Genomic DNA, 16,897 nt, shown 5'->3' on the forward strand with positions numbered 1-16,897 from the left:
ATTAAGTTGGGAAAGTCAGGCCATTGTTGACCTGAGTGGCTGCCACAAAGGCATCAAAGGCGCTGAGTTTCCCTAACAATGCCACCTTAGTCGCGCGCCATTCTCTGCGCTGATAACCGCCAATCTCCTGCCAGCTGGCCATCTCATCAGCGCTTGGATAATAAATCGTGGCGCCATTTCTGAGCAGGCCGCGCTGGCAGTATAACGCAGCCTGACGGGCCATGGATAAGTGCTGCACAAAGGTTTTTTCTGCCCCTTCCCAAACGGCAATACGCAGCTTGCGAGGCAAGGATTTAAGCCACCTTTGATTGATCACCGACACCCAGCCATCTTGTACTGAATTGATTAAAGAGACGGCCCCGATATGTTGATTCAGGCCATTGGGCCCGTTGTATAAGCCGGTAACCGAAGGGTCGAGGGCATCAAAGCGTTTGTTGGCAGCCAGCATCGCCGCTTTGTGCCAGGCGACCTGGACGGGGGTGGTACCACACAGCTGATAAAACTGTCTCAGCACCTGGCTGACGGGCACGCGAAAAACCACATCAATGATATCACTGGGTGTTTTCAGCAGCTTGCCATACTGACGGGTGGAGGTCAGTGTTCTGGCGCCGGGTAAATGATACAGCAGGATCGCGACATCGCCCCGGGTGCGGATCTGCTCGGTCACCTGCTGCTGCCACAAATCGGAAGTGATCAGATTCAGGTAAGCCTGAGATTCAGCGGCCCAAAATGGAATGTTCAATATATCCAGTTTAGGCACTATGGGGGAGAGATTAGACACACTCAGCAGCGCCCCCTGGATCACGCCACGTGAAACTTGCACCGCTAGGTCATGACCAACTCCCTGACTGCCTTTATCGCGGATTTCGACACAAATCTTACCGTTAGAAAAGTCTTCAATGTTGTGTTTGAGTTGCTGATGCATATGAGGTGATGAGAGCCAAAGCTCGCTGTTATAGGGCGAAGCAAATATCAGTTTGTAACGAGCGCCAGGACAGGTTTGTGGTTGTGCCATCGCTGTGTGTGGCCACGCACTGACTAGTGGCAGTAGTGTGGCGCTTTGGCGTATAAAGGTACGTCGACTTGGGGATGGTGGGCTTTCGGTTTTACTCAAGTTGCTCATACCTTCATTCATGGTAACGACAGCCCAAACAACATCAGATTTGCATAAGCCACAATGTTAAAGTCTAGACGCCATTGCAATAAATGGAAAACCGGGCTTTGGGCGATAAGTTTGATGTGTGTTTTAAGCGGGTACATATGAAACCGAAAAGCGGAATGGAGCAAAGTCCGTGGCTGGGCTCGCCGAACCTGCCGATGTTGTCTAAGCTTAGGAAGAACGGGGCAAGTCGGGAACTTATTTGTGCAGCTAAAACAGTCACTTTTGTTATTCAAAGTGGCCGCAGTTGGTGCGGCGGTGATCATTGCGACGGTGAGCTGGTTTCTGTATCGGGAGCTGGACCACAGTAAGCAACTCAATGATCATCTGTTCAAATTACAAACCCAGATCCAGCGCTTGCTGGATCAGGAAGAGCGGTTTGTGATTGAAAGACAAAAAGCCTCACTGTTGTCCATTGATGATTATCGCTATGCGTATCGCGATAGTTTTAACGAGTTAGTTGCGTTACTGGTCACCGATCATCAGCATCTTGAGCTGATGTTTAAACTGGACGAGCAGGTTAACCGCTTTGCTGAGCTGTATGAACAGTTGGCCTCCATGCAGGCATTATTGGGTTACGACAAAGACGATGGTGTTTATGGTGAGTTCCGCAGTAAAGCGCATGCCCTGCAGGCACTGGCCAAAGAAGCACAAGATCCGCAATTAGAAATTCTGCTGCTGGAACTGAGGCGGCGGGAAAAAGATTTTTTGCTGAGGCTGGACAGAAGCTACCTGAATCAGCATGGTGATTTGATCCAGCAAGCCAAGAACCGCATCCGGGCGCAATTTCCGGCGCGTGCTGATGCCTATTTAATGACGCTTGAGCAATATCAGAACGGCTTCATCGTTTATACCAATGTGTTGCAAAAGCAGGGGCTGGACCACAACCAGGGAGTGCGTGGTGAGCTGGGGGAGTTGAAGTTGGCTATTCGCGGCCACTTTACCATAGTGGCTAAGCAACTCTTCAGCGCTTATCAGGAAGAGCAGCAACAGCTGATCCTGATTAGCTTATTGTCGATCGTGTTAAGCAGTGGTTTTAGCTTGTTACTGCTGTACTATCTCAATAGCCGGGTGTCTGAGCAGGTGATGGCGATCGGTCGGGTGCTGGTCAGAGTGGCTAAGCATGAAGACTTTTCTTTGCGGGTTAACCTGAACAGCGAAGACGAAATTGCCCAGATTGGTCACCACCTGGATGAGCTGCTGGACTTTATTGAAACATTGATGGCACGACTTAGCGCGGCTCAGCAGCGGCTGATTGAAGAGGCTAAAATGGCCAGCCTGAGTAACATGGTGAGTGGCTTTGCCCATGAGCTGAATACACCGCTCGGTATTGCCATTACCAGCCAGTCGCATCTCAAGGCACAGGTTGAGAGCATGCGCCGTGATCTGGACAGTGGGCAGCTGAAAAAACATACCCTGACCAACCTCATCGGAGAGGCAGAATCAGCGTTGTTTTTGCTCGAAAATAACTTACATCGCACGGCATCCCTGATCGATGACTTCAAAAAAGTATCGGCGCAGCAGCATTATGATACGGAAATGGAGTTTGATCTGAAAACCCTGGTAGAGGGCGTGTTTGATTGCTATCGCAGTGATTTATCGGAGGATGAATACAAAATTGAGGTCGAAATACCAGATAACCTGATCCTCAGTAGTTACCCCAATGTGTTTAATCAGATTATCAGTTACAGTCTGAACAACAGTATTTTGCATGGTAAATATCCGGACAGACCGCTGACCATCATTGTCTCGGCACACATAGTGAATGACTATGTGCATTTTTATTTTAAAGATGACGGGCAGGGCATAGACAAAGAACTGCTGCCTGTGATCTTTGAGCCCTTTGTGACGTCGAAACGACATTCGGGCGGGACCGGACTCGGTCTCAGTATTATTTATAACCTGGTGACGCAAAAGCTGGGCGGGGAGATTAAAATACAAAGCCCCGCACATGGCGGGGCTTGTTTACACATCATTCTGGCGAACACGCAATTTAAGCTGGTGTCGCCAGAGTAACGGGTCGTTTGGGTGAATTACGCCTTTTTGCTGGCAACCCACTCGTTGACGAACTGCTCCAGTACGTTCAGAGGTACCGGGCCGTTTTTCAGTACTACGTCGTGGAACTGACGGATATCGAACTTATCGCCCAGCTCTTTTCTCGCCGCTTCACGTAGTTCAATAATTCTCAGCATACCAATCTTATAGGCCGTTGCCTGAGATGGGATCACGATGTGACGTTCTACCATTTTAACCGCGTCTGATTTCGCGTTTGGCGTGTTGTTCACGTAGTAATCAATCCCTTCCTGGCGAGTCCACTTCATTGCGTGGATACCTGTGTCTACCACCAGGCGGCAGGCACGCCATAGTTCCATAGCCAGTCGACCGAAGTCAGAATACGGGTCTTCATACAGGCCCATTTCTTTTGGTACCAGCTCAGAGTATAGTCCCCAGCCTTCAGTGTAAGCGGTGTAGCGACCGAACTTACGGAACTTAGGCATGTTTTCCAGCTCCATCGCAATGGCGATTTGCATGTGGTGACCAGGTACACCTTCGTGGTAAGCCAGGGCTTCCATCTGGTAGGTTGGCATGGCTTCCATGTCATACAAGTTCGCGTAGTAGATACCCGGGCGTGAACCGTCCGGAGAAGGCTGTTGATAGAAAGCTTTACCCGCTGATTTTTCACGGAAGGCTTCAACGCGTTTCACGATCATGTCGGCCTTAGGCTTGACGATGAATAGTTCGTCCAGGCGATCTTTCATGTTGTCGATCATCGCCGTGGCGTCAGCCAGGTATTTGGCTTTCCCTTCTTCGCTATTTGGCAGGTAGAATTGCTTGTCGGTGCGCATGAATTCCATAAAGGCTTTCAGATCGCCCTTAAAGCCAACTTTTTCTTTGATTTCACGCATTTCATCATGGATACGTGCAACCTCAGACAAGCCGATTTTGTGGATCTCTGCGGCAGTTAAGTCTGTGGTAGTAGTCCGTGCCAGTGCGTTGTTGAAGTACTTTTCACCATCAGGGAACTTCCAGGCACCGTCACGGGTGTCAGCGCGCTTTTCAAGTTGTTGCAGGTAACTGATCAGTTTGCTGTAAGCTGGCTTCACGGCTGCTTTCAGTGCGTCAGTTGCTTCAGCGATCAGCGCTTGCTTTTCGTTGTCTGCAATTTCCAGCTTTTCCACTTTGCGTTTAAAGTCAGCCAGTAAGGTTGAATCTTCACCGTCAACAAACGGGGCACCCTTAATGATGTTTTTGCTTGAATCAATGACATGTGGGAAAACAAACTTAGGTGCGATGATCCCTTTGTCAGCACGCACTTCAAGGTTTACGATCAGCTGTTCAAAGACAGCTGGAATACCGTTCAGGCGTGAAATATACGCTTTGGCGTCTTTGACGTCTGTGATTTGATGCTGGTTGATCAAAAATGCTGGCAGCATAGAGTGCGTACCATACATCTGGTTAACCGGGTAGCTGTGGAAACGCCATTGGAAGTCGGCGATTTCATTTTCAAGGTTTTGCTTGAACAGGTCGTAGCTCACCTGAGTTTGGCCATCCAGTTTGCTGCGATCAATGGCTTGCAGGGCAACCAGATCTTTTTTCGTTAGCTCAAGATCCTCAAGCCGACGCGCTTCTGAGTCATCGTCCCATTTGTCATAATCTTGTTTGATACCCAGGTAAGTTTGATAAACCGGGCTGCGCATGACGCTGCGCATGAAGACTTCATCGAAAAAGGCATTGGCCTTTTCGACTTCGCTTTGAACGACTTGTTGTGTTGTTTCCGCTTTAGCGGTGTTGGTTGGTTGCTCTGCTGTTTGCTGACAACCGGATAGTAGCGCTGCTGCCACGGCTGCGGCAAGGAGTGTCATTTTACGCATGGGTTACCTTTTTTATTTTATTCCATTGGACTCGGGTGTTGGTGCAATGTTACCAACAAAACTGTATCGCGATAGATGTCTTTTATCTACAGGGCGAATTCACCTGTTCAATCTTATCCTATGAGCAGGTATCAGACGAACAATTCTAGCAGGTCATTCAGATATCTGTGGCCCTTAATTGTTACCAACCATGAATCTCCCTGGTCAATCAACAACTCTTGTTCAAGTGCCTGGTTAATCGCGGGCTCAATATCGCTCAGTGATAAGCCGGTATAATCGCAAAAATCCTGTTTAGCACAGGGGGCGTGTAAGCGAAAACAATTCATAAAGAACTCAAATGGCCGATCGGCTGGCTCTACCTGCCAACTGTCGTATAAATACGACTTGCTAAGATCCATATAGCCACGGGGATGCTTAACTTTTACGGTGCGCAATATCTGGTTATTTTCGGGTTGAGTGATTTTGCCATGTGCGCCACAGCCAATCCCCAGGTAGTCACCGAATTGCCAGTAATTCAGGTTGTGCTTACACTGATAACCCGTTTTAGCATAGCCTGAGATCTCGTATTGCTGATAGCCATGTTTGGCCAACAAGGCTTGCCCTTGTTCCTGGATATCCCACAAAATTTCGTCCTGGGGCAGCTTAGGCGGCTTAGACGCAAACTGTGTGTTTGGCTCAATCGTGAGTTGATACCAGGATAAATGCGGAGGATTGAGGTCAATGACTTGCTGCAGGTCGCTCAATGCGTCTGCAACCGATTGGTTTGGCAAGCCGTGCATTAAGTCCATATTAAAGCTATTGAGGCCCGCGTCGTGCGCTTCTAAGGCGGCGTGGCGGGCTTCCTGTTCACCATGAATGCGCCCCAGTGCCTTGAGCTTATCTGCCTGCAGGCTTTGCACGCCGATGGAGATACGGTTGATGCCAGCTGCAACATAGTGTTTAAAGCGATCGGTCTCCACCGTCCCCGGATTGGCTTCAAGTGTGATCTCTATGTCATCACTAAAGCCAATCAGCGCTTCAATTTCACCTAACAGGTGGGTGTAAGCTTCGCCACTGAGCAGGCTGGGCGTGCCCCCGCCAATAAAAATACTATGCAGCGGGCGCCCCTGTACAAGGTGCAGATCGGCACGTAAATCTGCGAGCAGGTGCTGAATATATTCCTGCTCAGGGATCTCGCCTTTCTGACCATGACTGTTAAAGTCGCAGTAAGGGCATTTCTGCACGCACCAGGGAACGTGAATGTATAAACTTAACGGAGGGAGATTCACAGCTGACCTTCAAAGTGTGCCAGCAGCTGCTGCAATGCCTGACCGCGATGGCTGAGGGTATTTTTCTGTGCTTTGCTCAGCTGCGCGGATGTGCACTGAGTGGCTTCAACCCAGAATACGGGGTCATAACCAAAGCCTTGCAAACCTTGCTGATCCTCTGTGATGCGACCTTCCCAGCTAGCCTGGCAAATGACAGGAGTAGGGTCATCGGCATGGCGCATATAGACGAGTACGCACCAGAAGCGGGCTGTGCGCAGTGTTTCGCCACTCATCGCTGCAAGCAGTTTGTCGATGTTATCCTGATCGTTGGCATCCACTCCGGCGTAACGGGCAGAATACACACCCGGAGCCCCTTGCAGAGCATCAACTTCCAGACCCGAGTCATCTGCAATGGAGGGTAGCCCCGTGACTTTAGCAGCGTGGCGCGCCTTGATAATGGCATTTTCTACAAAAGTAGTGCCCGTTTCTGCCACTTCGCTCACGTTGAACTGGCTTTGTGGCAGGATTTCGATTTTCAGGTCTTTGAGCATGCTGCCGAGTTCGGCTACTTTGCCCTGATTGCCGGTGGCAAGAACAATTTGTCTGGTCATATTAATCTACATAAAACTTTTGCTGAAATTTAAGCACGTGTCGGGTGTTCCCCTGACGGATCGTGACTTCAAAGCGATAGGTGTCTTCATGGTCGACATCCATCTGCGCCAGATAATAAACCGCGTCACCTTCCACCACTTCTTTGAAGGTTAAGGTGGTTTTATTGCCGATCAGGTTGCGCGCCTGGCCGGTTAAGGTGGCGCGTTGTGCGGTGTTGTTGGCATCATCAGCCAGCACTGAAATGTTTATTATGGCTTTGCTGTTGCTTCGGGTTAAACCGTAAGCACTGGCAATGTTAGGCTGAATAAAGGTCGACGGAAAGGCGATGTAATGGACCTGCCAGTCACCCAGTTGTTTATATTGCCCACCTTGTTCATTGTTGGCATGCGCTGGTCGTGCAACAAGTAGCACGGCTAGCATTGAAATCAGTGTTAATAAGGTTTTCATTGTGACGACTCCGAGTGCTTAACGTAGCAGATCCATCATTAAGATCTGTAAGAACTGCATACCAATCAGAACGACCAGGATCGACAAATCCAGCCCTCCCAGTGGCGGGATAATTTTACGAACTGGGCGCAACATAGGTTCAGTTAGCTGATCAAAGACCGCGGCGATTGGGTTGTAGCCCTGAGCCACCCAGCTGAGGATAGCGCGGATAATTAACACCCAGAACACCAGAGAAAAGGCTTCTTTGGCCACGGTTAACGCACCGTCAATCGCCGCTCCCATTGGATCCCAGTAACCGCCCAGCATGAGCATCAATACAGACACCTTGGCAAAACCAACCAACAGCGCCACGACCAAAGATGCCAGATCCAAACCGCCCAGTCCGGGAATAAGCTTACGGAGCGGGTTCACGGCAAACGATGTTGCTTTAATTACGGCCTGGCTCAGCGGGTTATAAAAATCTGCTTTGACCAATTGCAGCCAAAAACGCAACAGTACGACCATCAAAAACAGGTCAAAAATAATCCCTACCAAAAAATGCATGGCGTTCATTGTATGTCCTCTAGATTTGTTGTTCCATTTCCTCTGCCCGCGCAATGCAGGCATCCATGGCATCAGCCACGGTTTGCGGTAACTGGTTTGCTTTTAAATGTTCAACGGCTGCGTGTGTGGTGCCACCTTTGGAGGTGACGTTAGCACGCAACTGCGCAATACTGATGTCTTGCTGAGACAAGGCCATTTCTGCGGCGCCGAGTGCAGTTTGTTGCACCAGTGCGCGTGCCTGCTCTGGTGAAAAACCCAGTGCAATGGCTTTTTCTTCAATGGCTTCCATAAACAGGAAAAAGTAAGCAGGTGAGGAACCCGTTACGGCAATGACATCATTGATTTGTGATTCTTGTTCCAGCCAGATGGCGATGCCCGTTGATGAAAAGACCTGCTCGATGTAGGTTTTTTCCTCATCAATGATATCTGCAGCAAACAGACCCGAGACACCACGTCCCAGTAAGGACGGTGTATTTGGCATACAACGCACCAGTTTGACGTCCTCTGCCAGCATTTCGCGCAGACGTTTGACGGTGATCCCTGCTGCGACAGAAACAAATAGCTTATTGCTGAGATCTAATCCGGCATCAACAAAAGTCTGGCAAAGCTCGGCCATCATTTGTGGCTTCACAGACAACACCACGACATCGGCTTCCTCAACCGCTTTGAGATTATCCTGCTCGGTACGCACCCCAAAATCGGCATGAGCCTTAGCCAGCTTCTCAGGGTTGCGATTGGTTGCAATGATACTCTGTGGGGCAAATCCGTTTTTGATCATGCCACCTATGATGGCATAGCTCATATTACCTGTGCCGATAAATGCAATCGTTTTATTAGCCATTAGGAATGTGTCACCTTATTGTCGTTTGCCAAAAATATCCGTGCCGATACGCACCATGGTTGCGCCGCCCTGAATGGCCATTTCCAGATCGCCACTCATACCCATCGACAAGGTATCCAGCTGTTGATATTGAGCCTTTAGTTTATCAAAGCAAGCCTTCATTTGGCGAAAATATTGCAATTGTTGTTGTGCGTCATCGGTTTGCGCTGTAATTGTCATCAACCCGCGCAGTTCCAGCTGGCGTGCGCCATCAATATAGGCGGCGAGTTCGTCTAGTTCATTCAGCGCGCATCCGGATTTTTGTTCGTCGTTACTGATGTTCACCTGGATCAGCACTTTGAGTGGCATCAGGTTGGTGGGTCTTTGTTCATTCAGGCGACGCGCAATCTTCAGACGGTCGACACTTTGCACCCAGGAGAAATGCTCGGCAATCAGGCGCGACTTATTAGATTGAATGGGACCGATAAAATGCCACTCAATGTCTTTTTGCTGCTGAAAGTGGCGGACTTTATCGACAGCTTCCTGGACATAAGATTCGCCAAACAAGCGCTGGCCTGCCGCATAGGCTTGTTCAATGAGTTCGACAGGTTTGGTTTTCGATACGGCCAGTAATGCGACCTCGTGGTCTGTGGCACACTTTTGCTGTGCTTTTGCTATGCGATCATAGGCGTTGTTCAGCCGTTCTGCTATTGTAACCATATTATTATTTGCTCGTTGTGGAGTCTGAGATGGATATTACTGAATTATTGGCCTTTAGTGTGCAACACAAAGCATCGGATTTACACCTTTCATCGGGAGTTTCACCGATGATCCGGGTGGATGGCGATGTGCGCCGGGTAAACATTCCTGCACTGGAAGCGAAGGACGTTAACAGCCTCGTTTACGATATTATGAATGATAACCAGCGTAAGGACTATGAGCAAAATCTTGAGGTAGATTTCTCATTTGAAGTGCCGAACCTGGCTCGTTTTCGTGTCAATGCATTTAACGCCAGTCGCGGTCCGGCGGCGGTGTTCAGGACTATCCCCAGCTCAGTGCTGACGCTGGAAGATTTGGGCGCGCCGGAGATTTTCCGCAAAATTTCTGATTGCCCGCGCGGTTTAGTGCTGGTGACAGGCCCAACCGGATCGGGTAAATCCACCACGCTGGCAGCTATGGTGGATTACATTAACAGCAACAAGCATCACCATATTCTGACCATTGAAGACCCCATTGAATTTGTTCACGACAATAAATTAAGTCTGATCAACCAGCGTGAAGTACATCGTGACACACACAGTTTCAATGCCGCGCTGCGCAGTGCGCTACGTGAAGATCCGGATGTCATCCTGGTTGGTGAATTACGTGATTTGGAAACTATCCGTCTGGCGATGACGGCCGCCGAAACCGGTCACCTGGTGTTTGGTACTTTGCACACCACTTCAGCGCCTAAAACCATTGACCGTATTATTGACGTTTTCCCGGGTGAGGAAAAAGACATGGTCCGTTCTATGTTATCTGAGTCCCTGCAAGCTGTTATTTCACAAACGCTGGTGAAAAAAGTGGGCGGTGGTCGGGTTGCTGCACATGAGATCATGATGGGGATCCCGGCTATTCGTAACCTCATTCGCGAAGATAAAATTGCGCAAATGTACTCGTCTATTCAAACCGGTGCGATGCATGGCATGCAGACTATGGACCAGTGTCTGACTAATCTGGTGAACCGTGGCCTGATCACCAATCAGGATGCCCAGGCGAAAGCCCATGATAAGAGCCAGTTTGGCACCACTTATTAATCCCGGGAGGTTATGATGGAGCTTGTACATTATCTGCAAACGATGAGAGACAAAGGTGCATCGGACTTGTTTGTATCTGCCGGTCTGCCCGTGAGTGCCAAAATCGACGGTGAGCTGCGTGCACTGGATGATGACCAGTTGGATGCTGAGGCGGCATTGGCCATGGTCGAATCAGCCATGAGCGAGAAGCAAAAACAGCAGTTTCATGGTGAGAAAGAATGTAACTTTGCGGTGGCCAATGAAATAGGCCGTTTCCGGGTCTCGGCTTTTTGGCAACGTGACTGCGCCGGTATGGTGATCCGGCGTATTGTCACGGATATCCCTGAGGTGACTGACTTAGGTCTGCCTTCGGTGCTGACGGATGTGATCATGTCTAAGCGTGGTCTGGTGTTATTTGTCGGTGGGACCGGCACCGGTAAGTCGACTTCTCTGGCTGCCTTACTGGGCTATCGTAATCGTAATCAACGCGGTCATATACTGACCATCGAAGATCCCATTGAATTTGTGCATCAGCATCGCAAGAGCATCATTACGCAGCGTGAAGTCGGGCTGGATACCGAGAGCTTTGAATCTGCACTGAAAAGCTCACTGCGTCAGGCGCCGGATGTGATCCTGATTGGTGAGATCCGCTCTCGTGAAACTATGGAATATGCGTTGAGTTTTGCTGAAACCGGGCACCTGTGTGTTGCAACGTTACACGCCAATAATGCCAACCAGGCCATCGACCGTATTATGCACCTGGTACCAAAAGAGAAGCACGACAAGCTGAAATACGATCTGGCGCTCAACCTCAGGGCCATTGTCGCGCAACAATTGGTGCCATCGGCCAAAGGGGAGGGGCGTGTAGCGGCCATTGAGGTATTGCTCAATTCACCTATGGTGGCTGAGCTGATTAAGAAAGGTGACATTGGCTCAATTAAAGAGACTATGTCTAAGTCCAAGGAAATGGGAATGCAAACCTTTGACCAGGCGCTGTTCGAATTATATAAGCAGCAAAGGATCAATTACGCGGATGCCCTGCATCATGCTGATTCACCGAATGACCTGCGTCTGATGATTAAACTGCAAAACAATGAGCAAAAAGGAGCGGGCTTCTTGCAAGGGGTAACCGTTGACGGCCTGGACGATAAAAAGCGCTGATTGGGCCAGGCACGGGGCTATATTGGCCCTGTGTTGCTTAGTCGCTTTATCCCCGGCAACGGCGAGTGACCTTGTTGCTGAGCGATCTGCCGACCATAATGTGGTAGATATGTATATCCGCGATGACGTGTATGCCGATTATCTGCGCTTTTTGAATGGTCGTGCCCCACTCGAAGTGTCGCAGTTTTCGGGTGACTATGTACGCAGAGATGTCGTTGATATGGTGCTGGTGCAACAGGCGCTGGCACTGGGCGGATTCAAAAAATCATTCACTTACCGGCCGGGTAACGTCAGCTTTCGCCATTCGAATTTGCTGGAGCAGGGTAAGCTGCTGCTCAGCTTTGACAGTTACTGGCTGGATGATGCGAACGCAAAAGCGGATAAACTGTTTATCAGCGATGCGGTGATCCGCCGGGGGGAATATTTCGCCGGGATTTTTTATGCCCCCGAGAATCTGGCGGTGGCACGGATCACCCAGTTAAACGAATTGCGTGAGTTGAGTGCCGTCTCCACCAGTCGCTGGCGAACTGACTGGCAAACTTTGAACAACCTGGGTCTTAAGCATTTGATGAATGAGCCTGTCTGGGCGTCACAAGCACAAATGGTGAATCGCCAATGGGTTGATTTTATGCTGATGCCGTTAATGCCAAGCCTGAATAATGAGTTCAGACTGGATGATATTCTTTTGGTGGCCCACCCTAATTTAGTGGTGCAGTTCGATGGTAGCCGCCACTTTGTGGTGTCGCGGCTTCATCCTGACGGAGAGCGTGCATTTAAGGCGCTGCAAAGTGGCTTAAAGCAACTCAGATCTCAAGGTCGGATCCGTCAGGCCTATCAGCAGGCTGGATTCATTCCCGATCTGCAACGCTATCGGGTACTTAACCCCATTGCGCCTCAAAAAAGCTCTCCAGAATGATAATGGCTGACATGCCATCAATCTTGTCTTTGGCCAGCGAGCGATAACCCCCTTGTTCAAATAGCCGGGCTTTGGCATCTGCTGTGGTCAGGCGCTCATCCTGAGTCTCGACAGGCAAGCGAAACTGGTTGTGCAGTCGGTTGGCAAACTTTTTAGCGCGGAAGGTCAGATCCTGGTTCGTGCCATCCATATTCAATGGCAGGCCAACGACCAGTAGGTCGGGTTTCCACTGTTCGATATAGGGGGCGATATCCTGCCAGTCTGGAATACCGTCACGGGCTTTGACTGCCCCCAGACTGCTGGCGGTGCCCGTTATCTCCTGACCGACTGCCAGGCCGATGCTACGGGTACCAAAATCAAAGCCTATGACCGTACGCTGGCCGGGTGCTGTTTTATCGTTATTACTCATGGTGTATTCTCAAGTGTATACAGACTGCCGCCAATTGGTGTAAAGGCGACAGGCTGTTAACTGGGGTGGTCTGGCTCAGGCGTGTCCCGCCTCGGTGCTCAGTTGCCCGGCATCGATACCGAGCATTTCGACTGCTTTTTCCCAGCGTTTTTCCGGGGGCGTATTAAAAATAATGGCCGGATCTGCTTCAATGATCAGCCAGGAGTTTTCCAGGATCTCTTTTTCCAGCTGTCCTTGTTCCCACCCTGAATAACCCAGGGTAATGATAAAGGCATCCGGACAGTTATGTGAGGTCAGTGAGGCCAGCACATCTTTGGAAGTGGTGATCATCATGTCTGAGCTGAGTTCTCGGCTGGACGCATAACCGGGCTTGGGCGTGTGTAACACAAAGCCACGGTCAGTATGTACTGGTCCACCGGCAAACACAGACTGGCTTGCCGCGTTACTGGATTTATCGTTATCAATTTCTATCTGATCAAGCAGCTCACCCACAGTCACGTTAATGGGGTGATTGACGACCAGGCCCATTGCGCCTTCTTCGTTGTGCTCACAAATATAGGTGACTGTGTGCTTAAAGAAGGGATCTTGCAAATTTGGCATAGCGACCAAAAAATGATTTGCGAGTGATTGCATAGCGAGACCCCCTTTTAATTACCCTTTAGTATGGTCGAGTTTTGCTGCAATGGCATCAAAAAACTTATCCATAATCGAAATATCATACGCCGCCTCAATTTCCTTCACACAGGTTGGCGCAGTGACATTAATCTCGGTGAGCTTGTCGCCGATGATGTCCAGACCGACAAAAATCAGCCCTTTCTCTTTCAGGACAGGGGCAACTGCTTCAGCAATTTTTCGGTCGCTATCACTGATAGGACGTGCTTCACCACGACCGCCTGCGGCCAGGTTACCACGCGTTTCGCCCCCTTGAGGGATACGGGCAAGACAGTAAGGCATGACCTCTCCGTCGACCACCAGAACGCGTTTGTCGCCATCTTTAATGGCAGGCACGTAATTTTGCGCCATCGCAAAGCGACTGCCATGTTCGGTGAGGGTTTCACAGATCACGCCTATGTTCGGGTCATCATGACGTACCCGGAAAATTGAGGCGCCACCCATGCCATCCAGCGGTTTAAGAATGATATCTCCGTGTTTGGTCAAAAACTCACGGATCTGAGATGCAGAGCGTGTCACTAAGGTATCTGGTGTATGCTCGCTGAACCAGGCGGTAAACAGCTTTTCATTGGCATCGCGCAGACTTTGCGGTTTGTTGATCACCAATGTACCGGCTTGTTCAGCGCGCTCCAGCATGTAGGTCGCGTAAATGTATTCGGTATCGAACGGGGGATCTTTACGCATTAAAATCACGTCCAGATCGCTCAGTGCGATATCATCTTTGTCTGCCAGTTCATACCAGTGCTGTTCATCGTCAAACACTGTGGCCTTAGCGGCGGTTGCCCGGGCTTCACCCTGATACAAATACAGATCCTGCATTTCCATGTAGTAAAGCTCATAACCACGTGCCTGCGCTGCCAGCATCATGGCGAAGCCAGTATCTTTTTTGATATTAAAGCCACTGATTGGATCTGAGATGATCCCGAGTTTCGCTGCCATTGGGGTTACCTTATGTAAAGTTAATCAATTCAACTGCTAAGTGTCTGATTAGGATATAAGGGCGAAACTGACTTTTTAAAGGGCCAGGTCGCCGAACTCAAGCTGTAATGCGCTGAGTACGGTCAGCGCTGCGGTTTCTGTGCGCAATACGCGCGGGCCGAGACGAATATCGATGAAGCCTTGCTGGGCCGTGGCGGCCATTTCTTCGTCGGTAAAGCCGCCTTCAGGACCAACCAGGAAACGGACACCATGCTCAGGGGCCGGCAGGGTTTTAATGGAGTGTTCAGCTCTGGGGTGCAGTGTCAGCTTTAAAGCTTCACTCGTCTGTGCCAGCCAGTCATCAATTGAAATCGGCGGGTGAATGGTGGTAATGGTGTTCCGGCCAGACTGTTCTGCGGCTGCGATGGCGATTTTCTGCCATTGCTGGTGTTTTTTCGCCAGTCGCTCACCACTGAGTTTAACACCACAGCGGGTGGTGAATAAGGGGGTGATTTCAGTAATACCCAGCTCCACTGACTTCTGAATGGTAAAGTCCATTTTGTCACCGCGTGAAATGCCCTGGCCGAGGTGAATTGACAGCGGTGACTCAACCTGCTTATCAATGAATTGTTCAGGCATGACCCGAACTTTCTTTTTACTGACTTCGCTGATGGTTGCCAGATACTCACCGCCCTGACCATTGAACAGGCTGAGTGTGTCGCCTTCACCCATACGCAGTACACGAGCAACGTGCCCGGCGGCATCATCGCCAAGGTCAATCGCTTCGCCAATAACAAGGTCGGAAGGCTGGTAAATATGAGGTATGCGCATGGTGGACTATTCCGCTGTTAAATAGCCGTAATAGTAAGGGGTTATGTACAGTGAGTCCAGCACCTATTCGGCTTTGTCCGTGTGATGTTGGGCGAAGTCGAGGACGGAATCCTGAGTCGTCGCAGAGACCGTTGAGTGGCAGGTCAGGTGGTTGTTATTAAAAGGGTCGCGAAGTGGGTGATAGACGTATCCCCGGTCGCTTTGTTCGACTGTGATGCGCTGGCGGTGGAGCGAGTTAAAGATAAAACGTTGAGTCTCGTCGGCCAGATGATAGTCGAGTGCGTAAATTAACACGCCTTTCACTTTATGATGTTCATGCAGATAAGACGCCAGTTCAGAGACGCTGATTTCATTCGCAAAGTCACAGTAGCAATAGTCTTTGACTTGCTCCTGAAACATCATTTTCAGCATTTGCTTGGTGTTGTCACCAGCAATCAACAGCTCACTGGGCGCATCAGGATGCTGCGCCTTGAGGTGTGCAGCAAACTCTCTGCTGAATTCCCAGTTGCTGTCGACCAGCAAGAAGTTTTCTAGGTTTAAACGCACTAACAAGCCTGGTTACATTGAGAACATGTTAATAAGTAAATAGCCTATTGCGCAGAAAACAGCAAACTCCAGACAGGCAATACCGATATTATCCTGATGGTCGACTTCCAGCCCAATGTCCACTCTGGGCAACGCCAGCTGGAGTAACAAATGGCTGATACCGTATAGTAACAGCCACATTACACCGCAGTGCATGACAATCACAAAGAGGTTTTCTACCACTTTGGCACCGTGATAAGGGGCACTGTGCAGACCGGCATAAATGGCCAATGCCAAGCCAATGCTCTTACCCGCGTAGCGGATCCCAATCGAGGTGTTGGCCAGGTTGAAATTTTGCTGTAAAGATGCGCCCTGATTGTAGCGGGCAAAGCGCCATTCACGGATTTTACTGTCCAGCGCGCACATTAACTGCACAACCAAAAAGCTGAGAGTGACCACCAGTAAGTTGCCAAAGCCCTGAGGGTGGATCCAATGATATAGCCCGAGCACTAAAATGGTGTTGCCGACCAGCATGCCGGAGTCGACCACCGCAGCACAGACATTCTGTTTTAGGATTGCCTGCTCCTCGTTGAAGCGATGGAGGATCCACTTGCGATGAATATGCTGACCAAAATAAATGAACACCAGGATCAGCAGCAGAATAATGCCGCTGCGCAGTGATTCGGCCTGTAACACCATCATGCCGGTGTCATTGAAAACGTAAGCACAGCAGATCACCAGCACGGCCAGGTGTGTGGCATAGCTGATCCCCAATGCAAAGTTATCTCGCTTGGCCAGTTCATCTTCCAGCATTTGTCTGGCGCTGAACTGCACGTACAAACGCAGCGCAATGGTGAACAGGCAAATAACGATAAAACTGACTAAGATGGCGAAAAAGTTGATATTGGCTAAAGACAAATAACTCATGCTAAGTGTATGGTGATGGCAATTAAGTTTACTATAACACCGCTTTTTGCAATTGCACTGGAG

18 protein-coding genes are annotated in these 16,897 nt (G+C 49.8%); 4 read left to right on the forward strand and 14 right to left on the reverse strand.

What is annotated here, in order from left to right:
* Position 1: 1 nt before the first annotated feature.
* Positions 2–1,123 carry a TRAP transporter substrate-binding protein gene (locus PRUB_RS01775; RefSeq protein ID WP_010383096.1) on the reverse strand — a complete coding sequence of 374 codons (1,122 nt, stop codon included), beginning with the start codon at positions 1,121–1,123 and terminating at the stop codon, positions 2–4.
* Between the two features lie 240 nt (positions 1,124–1,363).
* On the opposite strand from PRUB_RS01775, the gene PRUB_RS01780 reads away from it, so the two are divergent.
* Positions 1,364–3,175: a sensor histidine kinase gene (locus PRUB_RS01780; RefSeq protein ID WP_010383094.1), complete on the forward strand. Its 1,812-nt coding sequence runs from the start codon at positions 1,364–1,366 to the stop codon at positions 3,173–3,175.
* Positions 3,176–3,192: 17 nt separating this feature from the next.
* On the opposite strand, the gene PRUB_RS01785 is transcribed toward PRUB_RS01780, so the two are convergent.
* The 7 genes from PRUB_RS01785 to PRUB_RS01815 all read right to left on the reverse strand — a co-directional run bounded on the left by PRUB_RS01785 (position 3,193) and on the right by PRUB_RS01815 (position 9,420).
* Positions 3,193–5,031: a DUF885 domain-containing protein gene (locus PRUB_RS01785; RefSeq protein ID WP_010383093.1), complete on the reverse strand. Its 1,839-nt coding sequence runs from the start codon at positions 5,029–5,031 to the stop codon at positions 3,193–3,195.
* 131 nt (positions 5,032–5,162) lie between these two features.
* Positions 5,163–6,299, reverse strand: a complete 1,137-nt coding sequence (gene hemW, locus PRUB_RS01790) for a radical SAM family heme chaperone HemW (RefSeq protein WP_040645063.1) — start codon at positions 6,297–6,299, stop codon at positions 5,163–5,165.
* Positions 6,296–6,889 (reverse strand): RdgB/HAM1 family non-canonical purine NTP pyrophosphatase, encoded by a 594-nt coding sequence (rdgB, locus tag PRUB_RS01795; protein ID WP_010383091.1) that lies wholly within the window; start codon positions 6,887–6,889, stop codon positions 6,296–6,298. Before rdgB ends, hemW begins: the two co-directional genes overlap by 4 nt.
* A gap of 1 nt (position 6,890) precedes the next feature.
* Complete coding sequence (locus PRUB_RS01800) at positions 6,891–7,337, reverse strand: DUF4426 domain-containing protein (RefSeq protein WP_010383090.1); 447 nt, start codon at positions 7,335–7,337, stop codon at positions 6,891–6,893.
* A gap of 18 nt (positions 7,338–7,355) precedes the next feature.
* Positions 7,356–7,889 carry a YggT family protein gene (locus tag PRUB_RS01805; protein WP_010383089.1) on the reverse strand — a complete coding sequence of 178 codons (534 nt, stop codon included), beginning with the start codon at positions 7,887–7,889 and terminating at the stop codon, positions 7,356–7,358.
* 10 nt (positions 7,890–7,899) lie between these two features.
* Positions 7,900–8,721, reverse strand: a complete 822-nt coding sequence (gene proC, locus PRUB_RS01810; RefSeq protein WP_010383088.1) for a pyrroline-5-carboxylate reductase — start codon at positions 8,719–8,721, stop codon at positions 7,900–7,902.
* Positions 8,722–8,736: 15 nt separating this feature from the next.
* Complete coding sequence (locus tag PRUB_RS01815) at positions 8,737–9,420, reverse strand: YggS family pyridoxal phosphate-dependent enzyme (RefSeq protein WP_010383087.1); 684 nt, start codon at positions 9,418–9,420, stop codon at positions 8,737–8,739.
* Between the two features lie 29 nt (positions 9,421–9,449).
* Here PRUB_RS01815 and PRUB_RS01820 point away from each other — a divergent pair, with 29 nt between their 5' ends.
* The 3 genes from PRUB_RS01820 to PRUB_RS01830 are packed head-to-tail and all read left to right on the forward strand — an operon-like array spanning position 9,450 to position 12,552.
* Positions 9,450–10,496 (forward strand): type IV pilus twitching motility protein PilT, encoded by a 1,047-nt coding sequence (locus tag PRUB_RS01820; RefSeq protein WP_010383085.1) that lies wholly within the window; start codon positions 9,450–9,452, stop codon positions 10,494–10,496.
* A gap of 15 nt (positions 10,497–10,511) precedes the next feature.
* On the forward strand, positions 10,512–11,636 hold the full coding sequence (locus PRUB_RS01825; RefSeq protein ID WP_010383084.1) for a PilT/PilU family type 4a pilus ATPase: 1,125 nt from the start codon (positions 10,512–10,514) through the stop codon (positions 11,634–11,636).
* Positions 11,608–12,552: a hypothetical protein gene (locus tag PRUB_RS01830; RefSeq protein WP_242065205.1), complete on the forward strand. Its 945-nt coding sequence runs from the start codon at positions 11,608–11,610 to the stop codon at positions 12,550–12,552. Before PRUB_RS01825 ends, PRUB_RS01830 begins: the two co-directional genes overlap by 29 nt.
* On the opposite strand, the gene ruvX is transcribed toward PRUB_RS01830, so the two are convergent.
* The 6 genes from ruvX to PRUB_RS01860 form a co-directional block, all read right to left on the reverse strand.
* Positions 12,515–12,961 carry a Holliday junction resolvase RuvX gene (gene ruvX, locus PRUB_RS01835; RefSeq protein ID WP_010383082.1) on the reverse strand — a complete coding sequence of 149 codons (447 nt, stop codon included), beginning with the start codon at positions 12,959–12,961 and terminating at the stop codon, positions 12,515–12,517. The genes PRUB_RS01830 and ruvX overlap by 38 nt on opposite strands.
* Positions 12,962–13,036: 75 nt before the next feature.
* Positions 13,037–13,594: a YqgE/AlgH family protein gene (locus tag PRUB_RS01840; protein ID WP_010383081.1), complete on the reverse strand. Its 558-nt coding sequence runs from the start codon at positions 13,592–13,594 to the stop codon at positions 13,037–13,039.
* Between the two features lie 18 nt (positions 13,595–13,612).
* Complete coding sequence (gshB, locus tag PRUB_RS01845; protein WP_010383079.1) at positions 13,613–14,572, reverse strand: glutathione synthase; 960 nt, start codon at positions 14,570–14,572, stop codon at positions 13,613–13,615.
* Positions 14,573–14,647: 75 nt separating this feature from the next.
* Positions 14,648–15,382 (reverse strand): 16S rRNA (uracil(1498)-N(3))-methyltransferase, encoded by a 735-nt coding sequence (rsmE, locus tag PRUB_RS01850; protein ID WP_010383077.1) that lies wholly within the window; start codon positions 15,380–15,382, stop codon positions 14,648–14,650.
* A gap of 63 nt (positions 15,383–15,445) precedes the next feature.
* Positions 15,446–15,928, reverse strand: a complete 483-nt coding sequence (locus tag PRUB_RS01855; RefSeq protein ID WP_040645061.1) for a hypothetical protein — start codon at positions 15,926–15,928, stop codon at positions 15,446–15,448.
* Positions 15,929–15,940: 12 nt separating this feature from the next.
* Positions 15,941–16,834 carry a DUF350 domain-containing protein gene (locus PRUB_RS01860; protein ID WP_010383075.1) on the reverse strand — a complete coding sequence of 298 codons (894 nt, stop codon included), beginning with the start codon at positions 16,832–16,834 and terminating at the stop codon, positions 15,941–15,943.
* Between the last annotated feature and the right edge of the window lie 63 nt (positions 16,835–16,897).

This window comes from Pseudoalteromonas rubra, from assembly GCF_000238295.3.
Classification (GTDB): Bacteria; Pseudomonadota; Gammaproteobacteria; order Enterobacterales; family Alteromonadaceae; genus Pseudoalteromonas; species Pseudoalteromonas rubra.